Annotated in this window: 22 protein-coding genes and 1 riboswitch; of the genes, 8 read left to right on the forward strand and 14 right to left on the reverse strand. The window is 59.9% G+C overall.

Annotated features, from left to right (window positions below; translation table 11 throughout):
- Window positions 1-213 precede the first annotated feature (213 nt).
- Window positions 214-1,533: a serine dehydratase subunit alpha family protein gene (locus DXD56_RS04300; protein ID WP_117640296.1), complete on the reverse strand. Its 1,320-nt coding sequence runs from the start codon at window positions 1,531-1,533 to the stop codon at window positions 214-216.
- 270 nt (window positions 1,534-1,803) lie between these two features.
- On the opposite strand from DXD56_RS04300, the gene rpiB (DXD56_RS04305) reads away from it, so the two are divergent.
- On the forward strand, window positions 1,804-2,271 hold the full coding sequence (gene rpiB, locus DXD56_RS04305) for a ribose 5-phosphate isomerase B (protein WP_035138007.1): 468 nt from the start codon (window positions 1,804-1,806) through the stop codon (window positions 2,269-2,271).
- A gap of 180 nt (window positions 2,272-2,451) precedes the next feature.
- On the opposite strand, the gene ndk is transcribed toward rpiB (DXD56_RS04305), so the two are convergent.
- The 4 genes from ndk to DXD56_RS04320 all read right to left on the reverse strand — a co-directional run bounded on the left by ndk (window position 2,452) and on the right by DXD56_RS04320 (window position 6,413).
- The gene (ndk, locus tag DXD56_RS04310; protein ID WP_055251725.1) at window positions 2,452-2,856 is read right to left on the reverse strand and encodes a nucleoside-diphosphate kinase; all 405 of its coding nucleotides are present in this window, start codon (window positions 2,854-2,856) and stop codon (window positions 2,452-2,454) included.
- A 377-nt stretch (window positions 2,857-3,233) separates the two neighbouring features.
- A complete protein-coding gene (gene argH, locus DXD56_RS04315; RefSeq protein WP_117640298.1) occupies window positions 3,234-4,664 on the reverse strand; it encodes an argininosuccinate lyase in 1,431 nt (476 codons plus the stop codon).
- A gap of 118 nt (window positions 4,665-4,782) precedes the next feature.
- A complete protein-coding gene (locus tag DXD56_RS10030; protein WP_158549324.1) occupies window positions 4,783-4,953 on the reverse strand; it encodes a hypothetical protein in 171 nt (56 codons plus the stop codon).
- Window positions 4,954-5,186: 233 nt separating this feature from the next.
- Window positions 5,187-6,413, reverse strand: a complete 1,227-nt coding sequence (locus DXD56_RS04320; RefSeq protein WP_117640300.1) for an argininosuccinate synthase — start codon at window positions 6,411-6,413, stop codon at window positions 5,187-5,189.
- Window positions 6,414-6,967: 554 nt separating this feature from the next.
- Here DXD56_RS04320 and DXD56_RS04325 point away from each other — a divergent pair.
- Complete coding sequence (locus tag DXD56_RS04325) at window positions 6,968-7,795, forward strand: Cof-type HAD-IIB family hydrolase (protein WP_117640302.1); 828 nt, start codon at window positions 6,968-6,970, stop codon at window positions 7,793-7,795.
- Between the two features lie 145 nt (window positions 7,796-7,940).
- Here DXD56_RS04325 and rpiB (DXD56_RS04330) read toward each other — a convergent pair whose 3' ends face one another.
- Together rpiB (DXD56_RS04330) and rpe are read right to left on the reverse strand one after the other, a co-directional pair.
- A complete protein-coding gene (gene rpiB / locus DXD56_RS04330) occupies window positions 7,941-8,405 on the reverse strand; it encodes a ribose 5-phosphate isomerase B (protein WP_117640304.1) in 465 nt (154 codons plus the stop codon).
- A gap of 68 nt (window positions 8,406-8,473) precedes the next feature.
- Window positions 8,474-9,127, reverse strand: a complete 654-nt coding sequence (gene rpe, locus DXD56_RS04335; RefSeq protein WP_117640306.1) for a ribulose-phosphate 3-epimerase — start codon at window positions 9,125-9,127, stop codon at window positions 8,474-8,476.
- Window positions 9,128-9,337: 210 nt separating this feature from the next.
- Between rpe and DXD56_RS04340 the strand changes: the two genes are divergently transcribed.
- The gene (locus DXD56_RS04340; RefSeq protein WP_117640307.1) at window positions 9,338-10,342 is read left to right on the forward strand and encodes a LacI family DNA-binding transcriptional regulator; all 1,005 of its coding nucleotides are present in this window, start codon (window positions 9,338-9,340) and stop codon (window positions 10,340-10,342) included.
- Between the two features lie 130 nt (window positions 10,343-10,472).
- On the opposite strand, the gene polA is transcribed toward DXD56_RS04340, so the two are convergent.
- A complete protein-coding gene (polA, locus tag DXD56_RS04345) occupies window positions 10,473-13,217 on the reverse strand; it encodes a DNA polymerase I (protein WP_117640308.1) in 2,745 nt (914 codons plus the stop codon).
- Between the two features lie 166 nt (window positions 13,218-13,383).
- On the opposite strand from polA, the gene DXD56_RS04350 reads away from it, so the two are divergent.
- On the forward strand, window positions 13,384-14,781 hold the full coding sequence (locus tag DXD56_RS04350) for an aminopeptidase (RefSeq protein ID WP_117640309.1): 1,398 nt from the start codon (window positions 13,384-13,386) through the stop codon (window positions 14,779-14,781).
- A 105-nt stretch (window positions 14,782-14,886) separates the two neighbouring features.
- Window positions 14,887-15,696: a YaaA family protein gene (locus DXD56_RS04355; protein WP_117640310.1), complete on the forward strand. Its 810-nt coding sequence runs from the start codon at window positions 14,887-14,889 to the stop codon at window positions 15,694-15,696.
- A 23-nt stretch (window positions 15,697-15,719) separates the two neighbouring features.
- Here the strand turns inward: DXD56_RS04355 and DXD56_RS04360 are convergent, their stop codons facing one another.
- Complete coding sequence (locus DXD56_RS04360; protein ID WP_117640311.1) at window positions 15,720-16,046, reverse strand: hypothetical protein; 327 nt, start codon at window positions 16,044-16,046, stop codon at window positions 15,720-15,722.
- Window positions 16,047-16,112: 66 nt separating this feature from the next.
- Window positions 16,113-16,235 (reverse strand): hypothetical protein, encoded by a 123-nt coding sequence (locus DXD56_RS10245; RefSeq protein ID WP_255413180.1) that lies wholly within the window; start codon window positions 16,233-16,235, stop codon window positions 16,113-16,115.
- 62 nt (window positions 16,236-16,297) lie between these two features.
- Window positions 16,298-16,414: riboswitch (TPP riboswitch) on the forward strand.
- Here DXD56_RS10245 and thiC point away from each other — a divergent pair.
- Together thiC and thiD are read left to right on the forward strand one after the other, a co-directional pair.
- A complete protein-coding gene (gene thiC / locus DXD56_RS04365) occupies window positions 16,406-17,740 on the forward strand; it encodes a phosphomethylpyrimidine synthase ThiC (RefSeq protein WP_117640312.1) in 1,335 nt (444 codons plus the stop codon). It overlaps the preceding riboswitch by 9 nt.
- A 178-nt stretch (window positions 17,741-17,918) precedes the next feature.
- Complete coding sequence (thiD, locus tag DXD56_RS04370) at window positions 17,919-18,749, forward strand: bifunctional hydroxymethylpyrimidine kinase/phosphomethylpyrimidine kinase (RefSeq protein ID WP_117640313.1); 831 nt, start codon at window positions 17,919-17,921, stop codon at window positions 18,747-18,749.
- A 340-nt stretch (window positions 18,750-19,089) separates the two neighbouring features.
- On the opposite strand, the gene DXD56_RS04375 is transcribed toward thiD, so the two are convergent.
- The 4 genes from DXD56_RS04375 to DXD56_RS04390 all read right to left on the reverse strand — a co-directional run bounded on the left by DXD56_RS04375 (window position 19,090) and on the right by DXD56_RS04390 (window position 22,214).
- Window positions 19,090-19,749, reverse strand: a complete 660-nt coding sequence (locus tag DXD56_RS04375; protein ID WP_117640314.1) for a GDSL-type esterase/lipase family protein — start codon at window positions 19,747-19,749, stop codon at window positions 19,090-19,092.
- A gap of 78 nt (window positions 19,750-19,827) precedes the next feature.
- Window positions 19,828-20,958, reverse strand: a complete 1,131-nt coding sequence (locus tag DXD56_RS04380) for a TIGR02452 family protein (RefSeq protein WP_117640315.1) — start codon at window positions 20,956-20,958, stop codon at window positions 19,828-19,830.
- A 137-nt stretch (window positions 20,959-21,095) separates the two neighbouring features.
- Entirely contained in the window at window positions 21,096-21,791 is a 696-nt protein-coding gene (locus tag DXD56_RS04385) for a Bax inhibitor-1 family protein (protein WP_117640316.1), read from the reverse strand.
- An 84-nt stretch (window positions 21,792-21,875) separates the two neighbouring features.
- On the reverse strand, window positions 21,876-22,214 hold the full coding sequence (locus tag DXD56_RS04390) for a hypothetical protein (protein WP_117640317.1): 339 nt from the start codon (window positions 22,212-22,214) through the stop codon (window positions 21,876-21,878).
- 250 nt (window positions 22,215-22,464) lie between these two features.
- On the opposite strand from DXD56_RS04390, the gene DXD56_RS04395 reads away from it, so the two are divergent.
- Window positions 22,465-23,514 (forward strand): inorganic phosphate transporter, encoded by a 1,050-nt coding sequence (locus tag DXD56_RS04395; RefSeq protein ID WP_117640318.1) that lies wholly within the window; start codon window positions 22,465-22,467, stop codon window positions 23,512-23,514.
- Window positions 23,515-23,569: the final 55 nt, after the last annotated feature.

The raw sequence follows: 23,569 nt of genomic DNA on the forward strand, positions 1-23,569 counted from the left end.
CCCCGACGGTTGACAAAACTATAGGAACACCCAACGACTACCCCGATGTTTAGGCAAAGTCAGCGAAAACCCGCCAGAGCGAGCAAGGTGCCTTGAAACGAGGCGGCATTGATCTTTTGATCATGCCGCCGAAGTTGAAAGGCAGATTGCCGCTCTGGCGAGTTTGCAGCGTCGAGCCGTTACGCGGGTTGGTAAACCCGCGTAACTAACGAACTAGCAAACTTGGGTTTTGCCGATCATGATGTTGAGGATTTCGACGTCGGTGTCCTTCATGCCCACACGGCCCACGTAGCCCATGCTGGCGATTGTCTGCTCGACGGTATCCTGGATCAGGCCCTCGCCGGCACGGAAGCCACGGCCCTGCATGGCCATATCGTGGCCCAAAATCGCCGCATCGACGGCAGCGGAAATCTTGGCGGCACAGCTTGCCTTGGCGCCATCGCACACGATGCCGCCAACGTTGCCGAGCGTGTTCGAGACCGTCGCGCCAATCTGCTCGCGCGTACCACCGCACAGCCAGGTAATCGCAGCGCCGGCGCCGCACGCGGCACAAATAGCACCGCAAAACGCCGAGAGCGCACCAATATAGCTCTTGATATGCACAGCGATAAGATCGGACAGCATCACGGCGCGCACCAGGCGATCGTGGTCGCAGCGCAGATACTCGGCATACTCCATAACGGGCAGCGCGCAGGTAATGCCCTGATTGCCCGAGCCGCACACAATGGCGACCGGCAGCGCGCAGCCGTTCATGCGGGCGTCGGACCCGGCGGCTGCACGGGCGCGGGCACGGCAGGCGACATCATCGGCACGTGCACCCAGCAGCGTACGGCCCACCTCGGCGCCCCAAGCGTGCGCCAGGCCCTCGGCACTGATCGCACCGTTCAGCTCAATCTGACGCTCAACGGCAGCGCGGGCGTCCTCAATGTCACCGTCCTCGATAAAGTCGATGATAGACTCAATGCTCATAGGGGTGTCGGCGTTATCCGCCGCGCGCTCGGCCACCACGCGCTCCGCGCAGGCGGCACACTCCCCCGCCGACTTACCGCATACCGGGATACCGTCGAGCGTATGGCATGTGACGTTGGTGTGGTGGTCGGTAATCTCGACGACCGCGGTATGGCCTCCGGCCGTGGCAGTCACCTTGATGTAGAGGTTGGGAACACCCTCGACAAGCGACACATCGCAGTAGCCGGCGTCGGCGAGGAGCTCGGCCACGCGAGCACGGTCTTCATCGTCAACGCTCTCGAGCACCTCGAGCGCGCTCTTAGCGTCTCCGCCCACGGCACCCAGCACAGACGCGGCTTCGATGCCATGCATTCCGCCCGAGTTGGGCACGGTCACGCTCTTGACGTTCTTGATGATGTTGCCCGAGCAGGCAACGTCCATATGATCGGGTTCGCAACCGAGCGTCTGGCTCGCCAGCGCCGCTGCATAGGCAACGGCAATGGGCTCGGTGCAGCCGAGCGCACAGACAAGCTCGCGGTTCAAAACATCGCAAAACGCGGTATCACGAAGGGAATCGGCAGACATAGGTATCTCCTACTTGTATAACGGGCTGGGCTCTCAAAAATAGTTAGTTCTTTTATTTGATAACAATGCATCAAAAACCGCAACCATGGTTCCGGCGGACGGCGCTCGAGCACAAATTGGCGGAATTATTCATGAGAAGCCGGTCTTGTTGCATGCTAAAGCGTTTGACCAAAAAACGCCCGAGTGTTTACGCAAAAGTCGCGCTATCATGCAGTCGAACGCGGTAAAACCTTTAGCAATTCCGCCGCACGGACCAGAGAGGAACCACTCATGAAGATTGGTATCGGTAACGACCACGCCGCCGTCGAGCTCAAGAACATCATTTCCGAGCACCTGAAGGAGCGCGGATGCGAGGTCGTGAACTTTGGCACCGACACCTCCGAGAGCTTTGATTACCCCATCGCCGGCTACAAGGTGGGCAAGGCAGTTGCCAACGGCGACGTCGACCTGGGCATCCTGATCTGCGGCACCGGCGTCGGAATCAGCCTGGCCGCCAACAAGGTCGAGGGCGTTCGTGCCGTCGTGTGCTCCGAGCCCTTCAGCGCCAAGCTCTCGCGCATGCACAACAACACCAACGTGCTCGCCTTTGGCGCCCGCGTCGTGGGCTCCGAGCTCGCCAAGATGATCGTCGACGAGTGGCTCGACGCCGAGTTTGAGGGCGGCCGTCACGAGCGTCGCGTTAACCTCCTCAACGAGATCGACCACACGCGCGGCCTTAAGATCGTCGACGAGGCCTAAAGATTCACAAAGCCATACGACGCTAACGCCAGCCCCCGCCCGGAAGAAACATCCGGACGGGGGCTCTTTAGTAGATTTGTGGGGGTTTACCAAAAGTCTACTGGAATAAAAAGGGCGCCGCGGATGAAGTTCCGCGGCGCCCAAGCCACACGCTAACAGCTTTAAGGAGTCAAAGCTGGTTTAGCCAAAAAAGCGCTTGATCTCGATCTCGGCGTTCTCCAGGCAGTCGGAGCCGTGGATCACGTTGGCGTTGACATCGACAGCAAAGTCGCCGCGAATGGTGCCGGGGGCAGCATCAAGCGGGTTGGTGGCGCCCATAAGGGTGCGCATCTTGGAGACAGCGGAGAGGCCGGAAACGACCATCTTGACGACCGGACCGCTCGTCATAAAGTCGCAGAGACCGCCAAAGAAGGGCTTGTCGGCCAGATGGGCGTAGTGCTCCTCGACGGTAGCGCGCTCGAGCGTGGTCATCTCCATGCGCTCGATAACAAGGCCGCTGCGCTCAATGCGAGCAACGATCTCGCCGATCTTGCGATCGCGCACGGCGTCGGGCTTAATCATGATGAAGGTCTTCTCGATAGCCATAAGGTAGCCTTTCAAGTAGGTTCGCGCGTGCCCAAGTCCCATTCCGGCACCCGCCTGGACTGCATCGTAACAGAGTTCTAGCTGCAGTTAAACAAAAAGCCGTTTATTGAAGCGTTATTATTTATTAAAGCGCTCCATATGTGTCACTTCTGTTTCGAAGCCCGACTAGAGTACCATCCGTCCCACTTTCAACTGCAACGAACAGAACGGGCGGTCGATTGTCGCCCGTGAACGCACCCCCTTCACAACCTGCGCAAATGTCCTACAGAAGTTCTCGACAAGCTCCTTTCTTCTCTATAACAAAACGGGTGCCCACCGTAGCGGGCACCCGTAAAGGCAAAATATGATGAACACACCAGACAGACGCATCCAATAAGCTAATTAGCTCCGTGGCCCATCTCGACGACCTTGGATAACGAGCCAAACACACCCTCATCGGCCGCGAGCTGCGCCTCGGCGCTTCCCAACTGCACGGCAACGGCAGCAGGGGCGGTACCACCCTCGGTCGTGCGCGCGGCGACAATCGACGGGATGTCGAGTGCCTCGGTAATGTCGCGCTCAAAGAGCGGACTTGCCTCCTGAAACACCTCAAACGGCAGGTCCTCAAGATTGCAGCCGCGCTTCTCACACATCAGGACAAGATGACCCACCACGGCATGTGCCTCGCGGAACGGCAGGCCGCGCTTTGCCAGGTAATCGGCAACATCAGTGGCTGCCAAGTGGCCCACACCACACTCGCGCGCCATGGCGTCCTCGTTGACAGTCCAGGTCGAGATCATGCCGGCCATAACCGACAGGCACTGCATGAGCGTATGGGCGGTATCGAGCGCACCCTCCTTGTCCTCCTGCAAGTCCTTGTTATAAGCAAGCGGCAGGCCCTTCATGGTCACGAGCAGCTGCACCAGGTTGCCGTACACGCGACCGCTCTTGCCGCGGATAAGCTCAGCAAAGTCGGGGTTCTTCTTCTGCGGCATGATAGACGAGCCGGTGGAATACGAGTCGGAAAGCGTGATAAAGCCGAATTCGGAGCTCGACCACAGCACGATCTCCTCGGAAAGACGCGACAGGTGCATGGCCATGACGGAGCCGGCGTAATGCAGATCGAGCAGGAAATCACGGTCGGAAACCGCATCGAGCGAGTTGGGAATCACACCCGCAAAGCCAAGCTCGGCAGCCGTCATCTGACGATCGAGCGGATAGCTCGTACCGGCAAGCGCGGCAGCACCCAACGGGCAGTTGTCGGCGGCATCAAAGGCGGCCTTCAGGCGCGTAAAGTCGCGCGCGAACATCCAGGAATACGCCAGCAGATGATGCGACAGCAGCACGGGCTGAGCGTGCTGCATGTGCGTGTAGCCCGGCAGAATCACCTTGTCGTACTTCTTGGCCGCATCCACCAGCACATGACGCAGCTCAAGATTGGCCTCCATGAGCTCCTTGGCCAGCGCCTTGACGCCCAGGCGTGTGTCGGTCGCCACCTGGTCGTTGCGCGAACGCCCGGTATGCAAGCGCTTACCGGCCTCGCCGATGCGACGCGTCAGCTCGCTCTCGATGGACATATGAATGTCCTCGTCGTTGATATCGAAGGTGAAGTTACCGGCATCGATATCCTGTTCGATTCCGGTCAGGCCCTTGGCAATCGCCTGCTCATCCTCGGCACTGATGATGCCCTGAGCCGCCAGCATCTTGGCATGCGCCTTAGAGCCGGCGATATCCTGCTTATAGAGATGTTTGTCGACCGGCAGCGACGCGCCAAACTCCTGCGTGACCTCGGCCACGCCCGCCTCAAAACGACCGCCCCAAAGAGCCATGGAACCGTCCCCTTTCTCCAAATACCAAAACAAGCGCCCAAAGCAATGCGCCCTGTCGCTAAAGCGATTTATCAACCGCTAGTTTTACACATTCCCCACCGTGCGCGGGGCCATGTAGCTAATTTGCAAAGAAGTGACGCGCCATGCACTTGGCGCCCAACGTCTCCCTCCGGATGTTGCCCTGCGAACCATCGATCCAGGCCTTCAGGCTCATGGGAACGTCCTCGACCTTTGCAGCATCGAACTCGGGCGCAAGGGCAAGTAAAGCATGCGCGATAGCATTGAGCATAATGGATACTCCTCATATATATAGGCACAGAGCCGCCAAATTGATAGAAAGAGCCCCGCCGGACAACCCCGGCGGGGCTCGGACTCAGCCGCAGATGCGGCATCATATATGCGGGCGGAACGTAGGGGCCACCGATGTTAAGAAGTGTCAGCAAGCATAACGAAAGGTAGGGACCCCGTGCGCCCGTTATGTATCACGCGGATGGGCCGCGCGGATACCAAGGAAGAGAAGCCTTAGGCCTGGGCTGCAGCGGAGCTGGGACCCTGGACCTTAGCCCACGTCTTGAGCGACAGCGTATCGATCTCGATAAAGCCGGCGCTGGCCTTCTCATCAAACGTGGTGTCGCGGTCGTAGGTGGCCAGGCCGTAATCGTAGAGGCTGAAGGGGCTCTTGCGGCCGACGACATGGCAGTTGCCCTTAAAGAACTTCAGACGGACGGTGCCGGTCACGAACTTCTGGGTGTCGGCCATAAAGGCATCGAGCGCGTTTTTGAGCGGGCTGTACCACTGGCCGTTATACACGGCGGTGGCCCAATCCTGCTCAAGCTTAATCTTCTCCTTGAGCAGGTCGCCCTCAACGCAAATGTCCTCGAGCGCCTTGTGGGCGGTGATAAGCGTCAGGGCGCCGGGGACCTCATAGCACTCGCGGCTCTTGAGGCCCACCAGACGGTCCTCGACCAGGTCCAGGCGACCAAAGCCATTGTCGCCGGAAATCTTGTTGAGAGCGATGACGATCTCGGAGAGCTTCATCTTCTTGCCGTCGACGGCGACGGGCTTGCCCGCCTCAAACTCAATCTCGGTGTAGGTCGGGGCGTCGGGCGTATCCTCGGGGTTCTTGGTCATAACCCAGGCGTCGTCGAGCGGCTCGTTCCAGGGATCCTCCAGGTGACCGCACTCAATGGCGCGACCCCACAGGTTGTCGTCGATGGAATAGGGGTTGTCGTTGGCACCCTCGGGAACCGGCACGTTGTGGGCGTGGGCGTAGGCGACCTCGTCCGGACGGCACTTCAGATCCCACTCGCGAACCGGGGCGATAACCTTGAGCTCGGGGTCGAGCGCCTTGACGGCAGCCTCAAAACGGACCTGGTCGTTACCTTTGCCGGTGCAGCCGTGGGCGACGTAGGTCGCGCCAAACTCGTGAGCAACCTCGACGAGCTTCTTGGCGAGCAGCGGGCGGGACAGGGCGGAGAGCAGCGGGTACTTGTTCTCGTACATGGAGTTGGCCGCGATGGCCTTGGTCAGGAACTCATCGGAGAACTCGTCGCGCAAGTCGAGCACCTGACAATCCAGAACGCCCAGGTCGAGCGCCTTCTGCTTCTTGGCATCCAGGCCGGTCTCCTCCTGGCCCACGTTACCGCAGACGCAAACGACATCAAGATTCTTCTCGTCCTGAAGCCACTTGACACATACGGATGTATCAAGACCACCGGAATATGCGAGAACGACTTTTTCCTTGCTCATGGCTGTTTCCTTTCGCCCTTGGTAGCTAGTTAGAACATCGGTCAGTTGCAAGTCATTTCGAGGTCAAAAACCGTGCAATATCAGGTTAAATAGCAAAAAGCAGCACAACATGCCCTAGAAACATGCGTCTATGTCGTGCTAAAACCCAACGACCTCAAAATGACTCTGTTGGGGCATTTAGCCCCATACGGACAGAGACGATTGTTATCGTCGTCGGGAAATTGCGCGCTGGCGTCGGATGGCATTGTCTGCAGTAGTGATGATCTTTACGAACTGCATCTGCCTCTCCTTTCACCTACCGCCGGGCGCAATTCTAATATCGTAAACGGTACCTTTTCCTCGGTAAGCGGTTGTTTTTCCGTCTCCGTTTTCGATGGTCGCTATATTACGCTAAAGTGCCTACAGCGCAAGCGACAAATTCAAATTTCTGAAATTTTTTTTCATTACTTTGTGAAGTGTGGTGCAAATACGCGCCAATCCTGCGAAAATACGCCAGATTACCAACTGGAGGGTTATTCCGCCCGAAACAAATTAGAAACGGAAAGGCGCGTTTTATGCAAACTTTTGAATCTGACGCCGCTATCGGCAACATTAAGCTTCTCGCCGTCGATATGGACAAGACGTTGCTGACCGACGAGCGCGTGCTACCCCAGGGCCTCGATGAGCGCTTGGAAAAGCTCGCCGAGGCCGGCATCGTGTTCTGCCCCGCCAGCGGACGTCCCGCTCCCAAGCTCGAGGAGATGTTCGAGGACATTAAGGGCCGCATCGCTTTTTGCCCCGATAACGGCGCGTGCGTAATCTATCGCGGCAACTATATCTATAAGAGCACTATCGATGTGGCGCTGTATCAGCAGGTGCTTGCGCGCGCCTCGGAGGATTCGCGCGCCGTCCCCGTGCTATGCTGCTTCGACGAGTTTTACGTGCTTGCTCGCGACCATCAATACCACGACGAGCTCAGCGTTTACTACAACACGATCAACTACGTCGATACCTTTGAGGGCCTTGACGTCGAGTCTAACAAGATTTCGATCTTCTTCCCCGGCTACGATGCCGAGCCTGCATTCCGCGAGACCTATAGCCCCACGTTCTCGGATCGGCTCTACGTCACCAATGCGGGCCGCGAGTGGATCGACTTTATGAACCTGGGCGTCGACAAGGGTTCGGGCGTGGCGCATCTTTGCGAGTGCCTGGGCATCGATATCGCCGATGCCGCCGCCGTGGGCGATACCTACAACGACATCCCCATGCTTGAGCGCGTCGGTCACAGCTTTATCGTGGACAATGCCGAGGAGCATATGAACGCGCATGCTGAGCGGCGCATTCCGAGCAACAACGACGGGGGCGTACTGACGCTCATCGACGCTATCGTGGCGGCTCGTTAACGCTGCTCGTCGGACCTGGCCGGGCGCATGGGTTACTTGCTTGCCGCCTAGATGGCGTCTTGGCGTCTAGATACTTGGCTGAATTTATTTGAATTGAAAAGGGCTCGTTGTTGATACGGGCCCTTTTTCTGTGTGGTCTATATGGCTAGGCTTCAGCCGCTTCAAGATGCTGCGTCTCTTTGATCTCGGCGATCATGTCGATGCGGCGCTGGTGGCGGCCGCCTTCGAACTTGGCGTCGAGCCATTCGTCCACGATCATCTTTGCGAGCTCGGAGCCCACCACGCGGGCACCAAAGGCCACGATGTTGGTGTTGTTGTGCTCGCGGCTGAGTTTGGCCGAATAGGGCTCGGAGCATACCACGGCGCGCACGCCCTCAACCGCGTTGGCTGCCAGACTGATGCCCACGCCTGTGCCACAGATAAGAACGCCCAGATCGCACTCCCCTGCCGCCACGGCGCAGCCGACCTTGTAGCCGCTGATGGGATAGTCAAAACGCTCGGTGGAGTTGGTGCCAAAGTCCACGACCTCGTAGCCGCGCTCCTCCAGGTGCTCCTTGATGATGTTCTTGAGCCCGACGGCCACGTGGTCGTTACCGATTGCGATCTTCATTTACAGGTTCCTTTCGATCGAGCCACATGGCTCTTTGCTATTAACTGACATCCTCTGGCCTGCCGCGGTTAGTACTCCTCTCCCTGACGCAGCTTCTCAAGCGCTTCCGCATAGGTCATGTCCTTGCCAAACAATGCGCTCGTGCCCAAGATGAAGCCGTCGGCACCGATGGCCGAGAGTTCCTTGACACGCGCGGGCGAGCAGGCGCCGTCGATCATGATCTTGAAGCCGTACTCATCCTTGAGAGCCGCAAGCTGTTCAATCTTCTTTTTAGTGAATTCGATAAACGCCTGCCCGGCAAAACCGGGATTGACCGTCATGACCATCACGTAGTCGCATAGGTTGAGAATCTCCTCGAGCAGGGTCACCGCGGTATCAGGGTTGACGGCGATGCCCGCAGCGCAACCGAGCGCTTTGATGGCGGCGAGCGTCTTGACCACATAGCGCTCGGACTCGGGATGAATGTAGATGATATCAGCGCCCGCATCGGCAAAGAGGTCGATCTTGGCCGCCGGGTTCTCGATCATCAGATGCACGTCGACGAGCTTTTGCGTGGCAGCGCGCACGGCCTTGATGTCCTCGAGGCCCATCGCAAAGTTAGGTACAAAGCTACCGTCCATCACATCGCAGTGAAAGACATCGGCACCCGCGGAGTCGAGCTCGCGCACCGTGTTGGCAAGCTCGCCGTAATCGGCGCACATCATACTGGGGCAGAGAAGCATAGATGATCCCTCACAAATTCGTCCAAGAGCGTCATTTGGTTAATCGTATAACCAGCTGCGAATCTACCAAATTCCAGTGTATGAATCGGTAAGCGGTAGTTATTCACTCCGTGAACGGTACCTAATTCATGGTTAATCGTATAATCAAGTGTTAACCAAATAGGACGTTATAATTGTTAACCAGCAGGCGTTAACCAAGCTGGAGGTCCCATGGCGCAAAAACAGCTCTCAATGAAAGAAATCGCCCAACTTGCCGGGGTCTCCGTAGCCACCGTGAGCCATGTGGTCAACAACGTTGGCCGTTTCTCCGAGGACACGCGCAAACGCGTGCAGGATGTTATCGACCAGTACGGTTACGTTACCAACCAGTCCGCCAAGACGCTTCGCCAAGCGCAGTCGCGCTCCATAGGCATGATCGTGCCCGATATATCCAACGACTTCTTTTCCAAGATCGCCTACCACGTAGAGCGCACGCTTGCGGCGCAGGGGTACTCTGTCTTTGTCTGCAACAGCGGCAACGATCCGCAGCGCGAGCGCGATTACTTCCATAGCCTTGCCAGCAAGCAGGCCGACGGCATCATATGCATCTCGGGCCTGCGTGAGCTCACGGACGACATCGTCACGCGCGGTATCCCCGTGGTCTGCATCGACCGCATGCCGCAGTCGGACCTCGCCATCCCCCACGTGGGGACCGATGACGAACGCGGCGCCTACCTGGCAACGAGCGCACTCATTGACCGCGACTGCAAAAACATCCTCACCATCTCGAGCTTTACCGCAGACTACGACCGCAACGACCGCCTCACGGGCTATATGCATGCGCTCGCCGATCATGGCCTGCCGCTTCGCCGCGAGTACATGGCCTACGTCACCGGCCAGCGTCCTAGCATGGACGAGGCTCAGGATATCGTTGCCGGAATGATCGATGCGGGCATGCCGCTCGACGGCATCTTTGCCACAAGCGACCATTCGGCCGCAGGAGCGCTGCGCGCCGTGCAGGCAGCAGGTCTCAACGTGCCCGGAGACATCAAGATCGTAGGCTACGATGACTCCATCTACTCCAAGCTCACCACGCCGCAGATCACCACGGTTCAGCGCCACCCCGAGCTCATGGCACAAGAGGGTTGCAAGGCGCTCCTCGACCTCATCGCAGGCCGCACCCCCGCCATGGAGACCGTGGCCCCCGTAGAGCTCGTGCGCCGCAGGAGCTGCTAACCGCACAGAAAGACGCCGCGGGACGCATCCAAGCCTGAAAACGTTCCGCGGCGTCGGCATTGGCGACCTGCGACCATCGGGCGGCCAGAAGCGTCGCACCCATGGTCATCGCCCGCAAGCTCGTCGCTCGCTACTTGGCGTCAGCCCAGGTTATGCCGGTGCTGGCTTCGGCGATTAGGGGGACGCGGAGGTCTACTACGTGTTCCATGACGTCGCGGACCATGGCGGTGAGGCGCTCGACTTCGTCGACGGGGCACTCAAAGTCCAGTTCGTCGTGTACCTGCAGAATCATGTGGGCAGCAAAGCCCTCTTCTTCCAGGCGGCGGCTTACGCGGGCCATGGCGATCTTGATGATGTCGGCGGCGGTGCCCTGCATGGGGTGGTTCATGGCCGTGCGCTCACCAAAGCCGCGGAGCTGCGGGTTTTTGGCCTTGAGCTCAGGAATATGGCGACGGCGGCCGTACATGGTCTCGGCATAGCCCGTCTGCTTGGCACGCGCCACCACGTTGTCGAGGAACGTACGCACGCCCGGGTAGGCCTCGTAGTAGCGGTCGATCATGTCGCGTGCCTCGGCCATCGAGATATGCAGCGACTGCGATAGGCCGTAAGCCTGCTGACCATACACGATGCCAAAGTTCACGGCCTTGGCGCGGCTGCGCAGGTCGGGCGTCACCTCGGACACCGGCACGCCAAACACGCGCGCGGCCGTCTCGGCATGGAAGTCCTCGCCCTCGTTAAAGGCGCGCACCAGATGCTCGTCACCCGAGAGATGCGCCAGCAGACGCAGCTCGATCTGCGAGTAGTCCACCGCCAAAAAGACGCTTCCCTCGCCTGCCGAAAACGCCGTCTTGACAGTACGGCCCAGCTCCGAGCGCGTCGGGATGTTCTGAAGGTTCGGGTCACTCGAGGACAGACGACCCGTCGCCGTGATGGTCTGGTTGTACGTGGTGTGCACGCGACCGTCACCACGACGCAACGGGCCCAGCGTGTCCAGATAGGTGGACTTGATCTTGGACTTCTCACGCCAGTCCAAGATCAGACGCACGATTTCGTGGTCACGGGCAAGGTCGCTCAGAACCTTGGCGTTGGTCGAATAATAGCCGCGCTTGGTCTTTTTGAGGCCCTTGGTCGGAAGGCCCATCACGTCAAAGAGCACGTGCGAGAGCTGCATGGGACTGCCGATGTTAAAGGTCTCGTCGCCGGCCAGATCGCGAATGCTCCGCTCGACCTCGGCAATCTGGGTCGCCAGACCCTCGGACAGACTATGCAGGCGGTCGGGGTCCACGAGCATGCCCGCGCGCTCCATCTTGGCAAGCACCGGCACGAGCGGCATCTCGATGCCATCGAACACGTTGGCGGCGTTCTCGCGGGCCATGCGGTCGCGCAGCGGCGCCACGAGCGCCAGCGTCAGGGCCGCAGTGCGGGCAGCAGGGGCAGGAGCGTCCTCACCGGCACCCTCCGCGCCGCGCGCCGCAGGCAGCGTCATCTGCAGATAGGTATCGGCCAGATACGCCTCATCAAACTCGGAGCGGTCGGAATCCAACAGATAGGCGGCGACCACAGTATCGAAGATGCGCGTGGAATCGACGGCCAGCGGATCCATGAGCTCGGGCTCAGAGGAATCGATGGGCGAAAGCTCGTGCAGCAGCGCCTTCATGTCCGGGCTCGCCACGCGGCCCTCCATAAACAGGCGCGCGAGCACGCCGGCGATCACGCCGTGGGCGAAGTTAAAGCCCTCAACCTCAGCCGCCGCACTGCCGTCGCCCTCCTCGAGCGCGAACAGGCCCTTGGACGTCGCCAACCAAAGCGTGCGCGTCAGTCCAAAGAGCGCGCCCTCTTCCTTGTCGTCGTCCACCACGGTGGCGACCCACTCGCCGGCATCAATCGCGCGCGAAACCTCGGACGCCACGGCAGCAAGCGCCTCGGCATCGCCGGCAGCGGTGCGCTCAATCGCGGGCATCTCCAACGTTCTAGCAGCAACCCCGCCCTCGCCGCCGATCAGCGCCAAGAAACGGTTCTGCATGGCGGTGATACCAAGCGTGCCCAGCGCCGCAGACACCTCGTCGGCAGAAAACGCCGGGAAAGACGTCGCGTCAAAGTCGAGCTCGACAGGCGCATCGGTGCGAATGGTTGCGACCTTGCGGCTCAGCAGCGCATCGTCGATATGAGCACGCAAGTTCTCGCCCATCTTGCCCTTGACCTCGTCGGCATGCGCGATGACCTCGTCCAGGCTGCCGTACTGTGCGATGAGCGCGCTCGCCTTTTTGGGGCCGATGCCCGGCACGCCGGGAATGTTGTCCGACGTATCGCCCTTCAGGCCGTAAAAATCGGGCACGAGCGCCGGCGTAATGCCGTGATACAGGTCGTCCACGCTCTCGGGCGTCATGATCGCCACGTCGGACAGGCCCTTGCGGGTCGAGACCACGTTGACGTGCTCGGTCACGAGCTGATACATGTCGCGGTCGCCGGTCACCAGCAGCATGTCGCAGCCGGCTTCCTCACCCAGGCGCGCCATGGTGCCCAGGATATCGTCGCCCTCCCAGCCCTCGGACTGCAAAATCGGCACGTTGAGTGCGGCGAGCAGCTCCTTAATCATGGGGAACTGCGCGTGCAGGTCGGGGTCCATGGGCGGGCGCTGCGCCTTATACTGCGGCAGCATCTCCATGCGCACGCGCGGCTTGCCCTTATCAAACGCCACGACCACACCGTCGGGGTTAAAGGCGTCGATCATCTTAAGAAACATGTTCAGAAAGCCAAAGATCGCGTTGGTGGGGCGACCGTCCGGCGCGTTCATGGTGGGCGGCACCGCGTGGAAGGCGCGGTGCATGAGCGAGTTGCCGTCGATAACGGCAAAGGTGCGGCGCTTGTCAGACATATTGAATACCTCGCTTTGGGCTGGGCACGATTTGCTCCCACCAGTTTACACGCTCCCCGCCTCGCGGCCACCGCACATCAAGCTCCTCCGCCACCGCGCGCCCGCGCGTGATACGATGGCTCACGGTACATTAACCAGCACGATCGATCCGAAAGGAGCCTGCGTCATGGAGCGTCCCTGCGCATGGAAAAAGTACACGCCACAGCAAGTCGAGGAGCTCGAGGAGCTTTGCCGCGGCTATAAGCAGTTTTTGAGCGAGAATAAGACCGAGCGTCTGTGCGTCAAGACCGGTATCAAGATGGCCGAGGAGGCGGGCTACGTCAACCTGGAGACCGTGATCGCCGAGGGCCGCGCGCTCAAGGCCGGCGACAAGGTGTACGCCGCCAACCACGGCAAAGACCTCATGCTCGTCAACCTGGGTACCGCCCCGCTCGAGCAGGGCTTTAACATCCTGGGTGCCCACGTGGACTCGCCGCGCCTGGACCTCAAGCAGAATCCCGCCTTCGAGGCCGGCGACATGGCCTACCTCGACACGCACTACTACGGCGGCGTCAAGAGCTACCACTGGGTAGCCTCCCCGCTCGCGCTTGTGGGCGTCATCTGCAAAAAGGACGGCACCACCGTCGACATCAACATCGGCGACAAGGCGGACGACCCGGTCTTTACCATCTCCGACCTGCTGATCCACCTCTCGAGCGAGCAGATGTCCAAGCCCGCCAAGGACGCCGTCGACGCCGAGATCCTCGACGTGATCGTGGGCGGCCGCCCCGTCAAGTTTGACGAGGACGACAAGGACGCCCCCAAGGAGCCCGTCAAACAGATGTTCCTGGACATCCTCAAGGAACAGTACGACGTCGAGGAGGAGGACTTCCTCTCTGCCGAGATCGAGGTCGTGCCCGCCGGCCCCGCCCGCGACATGGGTCTCGACCGCTCCATGATCTTGGGCTATGGCCACGACGACCGCGTCTGCGCCTACCCCTCCATGCTCGCTCAGATCAACGTGGCAGACGTCGAGCGCACGAGCATCACGCTCATCGTCGACAAGGAGGAGATCGGCTCCGTGGGCGCCACCGGCATGACGAGTCGTTTCTTCGAGAACACCGTCGCCGAGATCATGACGCTCGCCGGCGAGAGCCGCCCGCTGGCCCTGCGCCGCGCACTCGCCCGCAGCCGCATGCTCTCCTCTGACGTGTCCGCCGGCTTTGACCCGGGCTACGCCGGCAAGTTCGAGACCAAGAACGCCGCCTTTATGGGTCGCGGCCTGTGCTTTAACAAGTACACGGGCAGCCGCGGCAAGGGCGGCTCTAACGACGCCGACGCCGAGTATGTGGCCCTCGTCCGCGACATCATGGACGAGGCCGGCGTGAACTTCCAGACCTGCGAGCTCGGTCGCGTCAACGCGGGCGGCGGCGGCACCATCGCCTACATCATGGCCAAGTACGGCATGAACGTCATCGACTCCGGCGTTGCCGTCCTGTCCATGCACGCCCTGTGGGAGGTCGCCAACAAGGCCGATATCTACGAGGCCTACCGCGGCTACAAGGCCTTCATCGAGCGCGCCTAATCCACCCCACCCATAACTTGCGGTGGAATACGGATTGATTTGGTCTTTCAATAGCCCAAACAGACCGTATTCCACCGCAACTTCCTTTTTGGCAGAGGAGAGTCCATGCTGCAGGTCATCATTTCGCCCGCCAAGCAGATGCGCGCGGCACAAGATGCTTTTGAAGTCCTGGGCATTCCACCTTTTGCGCACGAGACGGCTCGCCTCCACCGCGCACTGCTAGATATCGAACGAAATGAAGGCAGCGGCGGCCTGCAAGCGCTATGGAACGTGAGTGACAAACTGCTGGGACCTTGCCTCAACACCCTGCATGAGTTCGGGCCCATCCTGAAAAGCGGCGATCTCGACAATCCCGCACTCGCCCGTCACCTCTCCCCTGCCGTCATGTCCTATCACGGAATTCAATACCAGAGTATGGCACCCGAGGTGATGGATTCCGCGCAGCTCGCCTGGCTGCAAGACCATCTGTGGATCCTCTCCGGCCTCTACGGGTGCGTTCGTCCCTTTCATGCCGTCGAACCGTATCGGCTGGAGATGGGCGCGAAGCTCGCCGTTGACGATGCCCGAGACCTCTACGCGTTTTGGAACGACAAGCTCGCGCGGGCCATCGCTCCGGCGGGCTCCAACGCTACGATCGTCAACCTCGCCAGCGTAGAGTATGCCAAAACCGTTCTGCCCCACCTCGCGGGCGACGCCACGGCCGTCACATGCCTCTTTGGCGAGGGTATCCGCAACGGGAAGCCCATCCAACGGTCGACCGCCAGCAAAAAGGCGCGCGGCTCCATGGTGCGGTGGATGGCAGAAAACAAGCTCGAGGATGCAAGCGAACTTACCGCATTCAACATCGGCTATCGGCACATCCCCGAGCTTTCAGACAAAAACACCCTGGTTTTCATGAACGCGCAGGCACAATAGGCCCGCCGTTTCCAAACACCCCGTTACTCCGCCAAGCCATCGGCCTTTGCAATCTCGCTCGTCGAGCCATCTTGGTAGGTAATCTTAACGTGCTCCACCTCGGATACCGCAGCGCCCGCCGGGGGCTCCAAGCGCCATTCCGTCAGCGCAATGTCCATGGTCGTGGGCACGTCTCCCTGATCTTTGAGCTCCACCGTCAGCGTTTTGAGCGTCGCATCAAACGTCACGCGTTCGATTTCTTCGCCCGGAATAGACCCGCCGCTCAGCTGCAGCTGCACAAACTCGTCGCGCGGATACCAATAGTCACCCGGTGCGGCAACCGTGTTGCCACCAGAAACTTTCATGGTCATAATCGGCAGGCCCTCGTCGGCTTCAAACCCCCAGGTGGCGCCGCCATGACCGCCGAACGTCCAAATTCAAAAGGCAATCACCAACACGGCAAGCACCGCAAAACCAATCGCGACAAGGCCATGGTGCGCACGGCTTTCCTCGGCCGATACGTCCCATTGCGTCTCTCGATATAGATGCTTGTCTTCCATGTTCGCCTCCCCACAGGCACGCTCGTTGGCCCAATCGTACCCATTCAGGCTATACTTGAGCCCATGACATAACGGGGAGCTTGCAGGACAAGACGGCAGGCTGAGATTGGGCGCGCCCGCCCTGACCCGCAAACCTGATATGGGTAATGCCAACGAAGGGAGCCGTGCCAATGAGCACACAGACCGAGCCCAAGCTCGTCACGCAAATCGACTTCGCCCGCGCCGGGCAAATCACACCGCAGATGAAGGAAGTCGCCGAGCGCGAGCATCGCGACCCCGAGTACATCCGCGAGCGCGTGGCCGACGGCCGCATCGCCATTCCCGCCAACATCGCGCACATCAAAAAAGGCATGCGCGCCTTTGGCGTCGGTGAGGGCCTGTCCACCAAGGTCAACGTGAACTTGGGCATCTCGGGCGACAAGGCCGATGCCGCCGAGGAATGGAAGAAGGTCAAGATCGCCGAGGACTTTGGCGCCGACGCCATCATGGACCTCTCCAACTCGGGCAAGACGCGCCAGTTCCGCCAGCAGCTCATCGACGAGACGCCGCTCATGGTGGGCACCGTCCCCATGTACGACGCCATCGGCTACATGGAAAAGCCGCTGGTCAAGCTTACCAAGGATGACCTGTTCGAGGTCGTGCGCGCGCACGCCGAGGACGGCGTGGACTTTATGACCATCCACTGCGGCATCAACAAGTCGGTCACCAAGACCTTTAAGGAGACCGGCCGCCTCATGAACATCGTGAGCCGCGGCGGCTCGCTGCTGTTTGGCTGGATGGAGGTCACCGGCAACGAAAACCCCTTCTACGAGTACTTTGACGAGCTGCTCGAGATCTGCCACGAGTACGACGTGACGATTTCGCTCGGCGACTCCTGCCGCCCGGGCTGCCTCTACGACTCCAACGACGCCACAGAGACTGCCGAGATGATCGAGCTGGGCAAGCTGTGCAAGCGCGCTTGGGCTGCCGGCGTCCAGGTCATGGTCGAGGGCCCGGGTCACATGGCGCTCGACGAGATCGCCGCCAACATGAAGCTACAGAAGCGCCTGTGCCACAACGCCCCGTTCTATGTGCTGGGGCCGCTGGTGACCGATATCGGCGTGGGCTACGACCACATCACCGCTGCCATCGGCGGCGCTATCTCCGCCAGCTCCGGTGCCGACTTCCTGTGCTACGTGACGCCGGCCGAACACTTGTGCCTGCCCAACGCCCAGGACGTGCTCGATGGCCTCATGGCTACCAAGATCGCCGCACACGCCGCCGATATCGCCAAGAAGGTGCCGCACGCCCGCGACATGGACGACAAGATGGGCCAGGCACGCCGCAAGCTCGACTGGGACGCCATGTGGAAGTGCGCGCTCGACCCAGTTACGGGCAAGAAGCGCTACGAGGAGTCTCCCGCCGCCACCGAGGGCACTTGCACCATGTGTGGCAAGATGTGCGCCGTCCGTACCGTTAACAAGGTGTTCGAAGGCACAACGATCGACCTCGGCATGGAGGATTAACGCGTCACCGGAGCCGCAATCGGTAACATGGTGTTCGTCAATTGTTGACATGTGAACATTTGCTTACATTTGCGTAAAGATTGCATCGCCCGCCCGGGTTCGGAATACAGCCGGCCCGGGCATCTTTATAATGCAGACTTAAAGACCCATTTGAATCCGACCGGACAAGGGAGTGAGCATGGATCGCAGTAAGGTACCCGCCGTTCTATCCATCGCGGGATCCGATTCCAGCGGCGGTGCCGGCATTCAGGCCGACATCAAGACCATCACGGCGCACCGCCTGTATGCCGAGACGGCCATAACCGCCATTACAGCGCAAAACACACTGGGCGTCACCGCCGTGCAGGATATCTCGCCAGATATCGTAGCCGCGCAAATTGACGCTGTCTTTGACGATATCCGCCCAAGCGCCGTCAAGATCGGCATGGTTTCTTCTGTCGAGATTATCGAAGTCATCGCCGACCGCTTGAGCGCCTGGAACGCAACGAACGTGGTCGTCGACCCCGTCATGGTCGCCACCTCGGGCGCGCGCTTGATTGCCGAGGATGCCTCCGAGGCACTCACCCGCCGCCTGTTCCCACTAGCAACCGTCATCACGCCCAATATTCCCGAGGCCATGGCCCTGCTTGACTACGAGGTCGACTCCGAGCGCACACAGCAAAATGCTGCCATGCTCCTCACCCGCCGCTTTGGTTGCGCATCCCTCGTTAAGGGTGGGCATCTTGTCAACGAGGCTAACGATGTATTGGCCGAGCCCGCGCCACTCGATGACGAGGGCAACCATCTGGGCGATCCGCTCACTACGTGGTTTCGCCACAAGCGCATTGAGACCAGCAACACGCACGGCACCGGCTGTACGCTCTCATCCGCCATCGCTTGCGCGCTGGCCCAGGGCATGGAACTTGCCGACGCCATCAACGCCGGCAAGGCCTACCTGACCGGCGCTCTCGCCGCTGGCTTTGACATGGGCAAAGGTTCCGGCCCCGTCAACCACATGTGGCAGTATTAAGATTCACAGCCCAGAGCCACCGCAAAGGGGGCAGGCACCTTTGCGGTGGCTCCCACAAACATCTCGATCTGTAACAGTTAGAGCCCATTTTTCGGCCCACCTGTTACAGATCGAGACATTCAAATTCCGCTGAGAAGATAATCTCAATCTGTAACAGTAACTCGGCAAAATCGACCCTAGATGTTACAGATCGAGACAAACGACCGATATCGACCTAAATAATCTCAATCTGTAACATCTAGCCCGTTTTCGACCTTACAACTGTTACAGATCAAGACAAACAAACGATCCAAAACCACCGCAAAGGGGGCAGGCACCTTTGCGGTGGCTTGGGCTCGCGCTACTCACCGAGCATCTCTTGGAGCTTGGCTGCCACGGCATGTCCCAAGCTCTCGTGGCTTTCGGGCATCATATGCAGATAGTCGATATCGCCCGGCTCGGCATAATCGGCGGCATTCAAAAAGTCGCAGCCAAACTGCTCAGCCACATGCGCGTAGTACTCACCAAAATGTTCCGAGGCTTCTACGGAATGCTCGTCAAAGTCGGTCATATATACATCGGCGATCTGCGGCTTAATCTTGATAGGTGCCATCAGCAGAATCCGTGGGCAGGGCGCGGCATCGGTCCAGGCAAACGCACGGACGGCGCGAATCAACGCCATGGCACCACGGGCGATATCGGAAGCTGTCACGCCAAAGACCGTCTTACAGTCGTTGGTGCCCAGCATGATCACAATGGCGTCCAGCGGCTTATGGGCCTCGAGCAGCATCGGAAGTGCGCGGATGCCGTTAAGATTGGTGTCCAGATGGCACATGTCGTCGCGTACCGTCGTGCGGCCGTTGAGGCCTTCTTCAATTACATGCCAGCCCTCGCCTAAGTCACGTTGGGCCACGCCGCACCAGCGCACATCCTGCGCATAGCGCACCGCGGTGCCGTCGCGCATGCCCGCCGGATCGTAACCATAGGTGTTGCTGTCGCCAAAGCATAGAACGTTTTTCATCGTAAGCCCCTCGCTCAGTAAAAAGCCGACGGAAGCAGCCTCTCCCGTCGGCTCGACCTATCTGTCAGCACGTACCGATTACAGGTACTTGCGCCAATCGTCCTCGTCCTCATCATCCTCGGTAGCAGCCTGGGCCTGCTCGGCGGCGCGAGCTGCCGCAGCGCGAGCGGCAACCTGGGCATAGGACTCCTCGTTGCGCTCGGGGAAGTTTGCCAGCACGTGCTCGAACTTGGCAAAATCCTCATCCCAGCGCGTAGAAGGCACGGCAAAGAAGACTTGCTTGACCTTGAAGTCGCCCGATGCGAGCTCCTTGCGGAAAATCTCGGCCACGGCCTCGGCATCAAAACCGTTGTTGTCGCAGCCCCAAGCGCCCAGTACGAGCTTCTCGCGACCCAGCTCGTCGCAGATGGCGAGCACAAAGCGGATACGGTCGCGCAGCGCGTCCAGCAGCGCATCGTCGCTCACGCGGTACTCCTGGCGTGCGCGCTTGGCATTGGGCGCGGCGGCCACGATCACATCGGCATACGCATGCACGTGGTTGCGGTCAAAACGCACCGCAGGCACTACCAGCGCACGGTTGCGGTAGAGCTCGCAGTTGATATTGCGGCGACGGTTCTCGCCATACCACTTGCGCTGCTTGTCGAGCACGTTGTACAGATACGAATCGGCGCAGAGCGTAGCCTCCTGGCCCAGATAGCCCTGGATGTAGCCGCCACCCGGGTTGGTGAACGAGGCAAAGGCGAGCACTGCCATGTCGCAGAACTGCGCATAGCCACGGCCGTTGTCCAGAATGGCCTGCGTGGCGGAGGCATCAAGCACGGTGACCTCGGGCAGGGTCGGAGCGGGCTCCTCGGCAGGCGCGGACTCGGTCTCTGCGGGTTTCTCGGCAGGCGCAGACTCGTCCGTGACCTCGGTCTCGACGGACGCAACCTCAGCGGCCTCGACCTCGACGGACTCAGACTCCTCGGCAACCGGCTCCTCGGCAGCCGCAGCCGCTTGGGCCTTGGCCTTCATCGCCGCGACAAAGCCGGCAGGCATACCGTCAAACTCGCGAACACCGGCAAGCGAACGCTCGATATCCTTGGCGCACGCTTCGGACACAGTTGCCACGTGACGCTCGGCGGCCTTAGCACGGGCCTCGCGCTTGGGATTGGGCTGACCCGCTCGGTTGGACCTGCGGTTACGGTTCCTGTTGTCGACGTCTGCCATACGTGGCCACCTTTCCTGTCGCTGCCGCTATCGGCTTTTCCCATCCATGATACCCCGCCGCGTACAAAAAAGACGGCCCCGAAGGACCGCCTTTCGCATCGATTTGCACGCACGGCAAGCACCGCCGCAATTCGCCACTAATCGCGACGGCCAAGGATGTTCAGGATGCGCAGGAACACGTTGATAATGTCCACGAACAGATTGGACGCCATGAGCACGGCGTTGGGCAGCGTAGGCGGCACCGTCGTGGCAACATAGGTGTCGTAGCCAATAAAGCCGGCGAACACCACGATCACGATCAGATCGGTGATGGTCTGCGAGACGCCCATGAACATCAGCACGATCTCAACCAGAATAGTGGCGAGCAGAATGCCAAAACCGATGCCATATACGCGCTGGAAAAACTTGGGGAACGTCACGCCCAAAGCGCCAAAGACAAAGGTGATAGCGGCCGTGGCGATAAAGGCAGTGTTGATGGTGGGCAGGTCGTAGTTGGCAAGGCCAAACGACGCGGTCAGGCCAAAGGTACTCGCAAAGATTACGTAGCCCACAAGGGACAAGCCCACGGACTGCTTGCTGGCGGCGGCCGACATCATGACCATGCCGACGATGGTCAAAATAAACGAGCCAAAGACCAGCGGCAAGGCGGCGCCGCTCATCATCATGCGCGCAAACGACATGGTGCTCGTAAAGTAGGCGCCGGCGCCCATGGCGCAAAAGCCCAAGAAGATCAGGGCAGACATGGCGAGATTGTACGCGCGCGGCGACATCTCCTTGGCGCGGCTTGCGCCGGTCTCGACGGGGCCGTTCTGATAGCCCTGGATATCGTTCATAGGTTCGTCCTTTCAAAAAGCGCCACAAATAACGGCGCAGTAGCTGACAAGATTCCTGTCATTGTACCCGAATGCCGTACGTCCTTACCCACGGCGCTCGCCCTCGAGCGTACGGTCGAATGCCCACACCCACCAACGCATCAGATGGGCCTGCGAGCCATCTGGTCGTTCGCGCGTCTGGTCCTCCAGATACAACTCGGTCGCATGACCGCCAAAACGGACCCTATAGGTTGCCGTACGAATGCCGTGAACCGTCAGGCCAAACCCAGTGGTCGAGACAATCTCGTCAATCGTAAAGCAACGACCGTCGACCCAGCAGACGGTGACCGGCACAACCTGTCCGCCCGCGAGGATGCGAGCCACGACGTCCACATACTGCTTGTGCACGCGTCGAGTTTTGCCATCTGTCTGTCGATATTCCATGCCCCCTATTATCGAACGCATGTTTGCATGTTGTAAAGCGAACAGACTGTGGTTTTTGGAGTGTCGTAGCAATCGCGCGTGTCCGCATGGCGTGATAGCAAAAAGAACACCCACGGTCAACAGGGCTAATATTCAATTTTAGTGCCAAAAAATTACTTCTCCCATCAGAACTCGGCAAAGAAACCCGCAGGAGGTGATACGATTTATCATGTTTTTGTAACGTGTCTGCAAACTTCGAGAAAGCCCATATATGGACGTAACGTTCTCAACCTTCCTCGGCCAAATTGTGTCGAACCCAGTCCTTGCCGTCACCGTGATCCTCGCGTTGGGCGCCATCTTCGTCAACGGATGGACCGACGCGCCCAACGCCATCGCGACCTGCGTCACTACGCGTTGCATGCCCGCCCGCGCCGCCATTCTCATGAGCGCCGCATTCAACTTCCTCGGCGTGCTCATCATGACGCACTTTAACGCGAGCGTCGCCAATACCATCTCGCATATCGTTGACTTTGGCGGAAACAGCACCATGGCGCTCGCCTGCCTGTGCGCGGCGCTCTTCTCCATCGTCGTCTACGGCGCCACGGCATCGCGTTTTGGCATCCCCACCTCGCAAAGCCACAGCCTTATCGCCGGCCTGACCGGTGCCGCTATCGCCCTCGGCGGCGCGAGCAGCGTCAACGTCCACGAGTGGATGAAGGTCATCTACGGCCTGGCGCTCTCCATCGGCCTGGGCTTTGTCATGGGCTGGGTCCTGTGCAAGCTCGTCTCGATTCTTTTCGCCGCCGCCAACAGGCGACGTGCCAACGTCTTCTTTAAATACGCTCAGATCGCGAGTGCCGCGGCCATGAGCTTCATGCACGGCGCGCAGGATGGACAGAAGTTCATCGGCGTGCTCTTTTTAGGCGTGGCCTTTGCCAGCGGCCAGACGAGCGTCGGCGATGCCGGCATCCCCATCTGGATTATGCTGCTATGCTCGGCCACCATGGGCATCGGCACCAGCGTGGGCGGCGAGCGCATCATCAAGTCCGTTGGCCAGAGCATGGTCAAGCTCGAAAAGTACCAGGGCTTCTCCGCCGACCTGGCGGGCGCCGCGAACCTGCTGCTTGCCACCCTTACCGGCATCCCCGTGTCCTCCACGCACATCAAGACCTGCGCCATCATGGGCGTCGGTGCCGTCAAACGCCTCTCGGCCATCAACTTCGGCGTCGTCAAGGACATGATGTTCACCTGGTTCTTCACCTTCCCCGCCTGCGGACTCATCAGCTTTGTCATGGCCAAGCTGTTCATGATGTTCATCTAGTCAAACCGAACGTCCATCCGGACCGTAACACCTCGCCCACCCGTCTTCGCCTCGA

Source organism: Collinsella sp. TM06-3 (assembly GCF_003436395.1).
Classification (GTDB): domain Bacteria; phylum Actinomycetota; class Coriobacteriia; order Coriobacteriales; family Coriobacteriaceae; genus Collinsella.

Coding starts and splice junctions, on each gene's coding strand:
- DXD56_RS04340 (WP_117640307.1), top strand. CDS start 9,338: ATGGCGCAAAAACAGCTCTCAATGAAAGAAATCGCCCAACTTGCCGGG.
- DXD56_RS04350 (WP_117640309.1), top strand. CDS start 13,384: ATGGAGCGTCCCTGCGCATGGAAAAAGTACACGCCACAGCAAGTCGAG.
- DXD56_RS04360 (WP_117640311.1), bottom strand. CDS start 16,046: ATGACCATGAAAGTTTCTGGTGGCAACACGGTTGCCGCACCGGGTGAC.
- thiC (WP_117640312.1), top strand. CDS start 16,406: ATGAGCACACAGACCGAGCCCAAGCTCGTCACGCAAATCGACTTCGCC.
- argH (WP_117640298.1), bottom strand. CDS start 4,664: ATGGCTCTTTGGGGCGGTCGTTTTGAGGCGGGCGTGGCCGAGGTCACG.
- DXD56_RS04375 (WP_117640314.1), bottom strand. CDS start 19,749: ATGAAAAACGTTCTATGCTTTGGCGACAGCAACACCTATGGTTACGAT.
- rpiB (WP_117640304.1), bottom strand. CDS start 8,405: ATGAAGATCGCAATCGGTAACGACCACGTGGCCGTCGGGCTCAAGAAC.
- DXD56_RS04395 (WP_117640318.1), top strand. CDS start 22,465: ATGGACGTAACGTTCTCAACCTTCCTCGGCCAAATTGTGTCGAACCCA.
- DXD56_RS04380 (WP_117640315.1), bottom strand. CDS start 20,958: ATGGCAGACGTCGACAACAGGAACCGTAACCGCAGGTCCAACCGAGCG.
- rpiB (WP_035138007.1), top strand. CDS start 1,804: ATGAAGATTGGTATCGGTAACGACCACGCCGCCGTCGAGCTCAAGAAC.
- DXD56_RS04385 (WP_117640316.1), bottom strand. CDS start 21,791: ATGAACGATATCCAGGGCTATCAGAACGGCCCCGTCGAGACCGGCGCA.
- DXD56_RS10245 (WP_255413180.1), bottom strand. CDS start 16,235: ATGGAAGACAAGCATCTATATCGAGAGACGCAATGGGACGTATCGGCC.
- DXD56_RS04320 (WP_117640300.1), bottom strand. CDS start 6,413: ATGAGCAAGGAAAAAGTCGTTCTCGCATATTCCGGTGGTCTTGATACA.
- polA (WP_117640308.1), bottom strand. CDS start 13,217: ATGTCTGACAAGCGCCGCACCTTTGCCGTTATCGACGGCAACTCGCTC.
- DXD56_RS10030 (WP_158549324.1), bottom strand. CDS start 4,953: ATGCTCAATGCTATCGCGCATGCTTTACTTGCCCTTGCGCCCGAGTTC.
- DXD56_RS04300 (WP_117640296.1), bottom strand. CDS start 1,533: ATGTCTGCCGATTCCCTTCGTGATACCGCGTTTTGCGATGTTTTGAAC.
- thiD (WP_117640313.1), top strand. CDS start 17,919: ATGGATCGCAGTAAGGTACCCGCCGTTCTATCCATCGCGGGATCCGAT.
- ndk (WP_055251725.1), bottom strand. CDS start 2,856: ATGGCTATCGAGAAGACCTTCATCATGATTAAGCCCGACGCCGTGCGC.
- DXD56_RS04355 (WP_117640310.1), top strand. CDS start 14,887: ATGCTGCAGGTCATCATTTCGCCCGCCAAGCAGATGCGCGCGGCACAA.
- DXD56_RS04325 (WP_117640302.1), top strand. CDS start 6,968: ATGCAAACTTTTGAATCTGACGCCGCTATCGGCAACATTAAGCTTCTC.
- rpe (WP_117640306.1), bottom strand. CDS start 9,127: ATGCTTCTCTGCCCCAGTATGATGTGCGCCGATTACGGCGAGCTTGCC.
- DXD56_RS04390 (WP_117640317.1), bottom strand. CDS start 22,214: ATGGAATATCGACAGACAGATGGCAAAACTCGACGCGTGCACAAGCAG.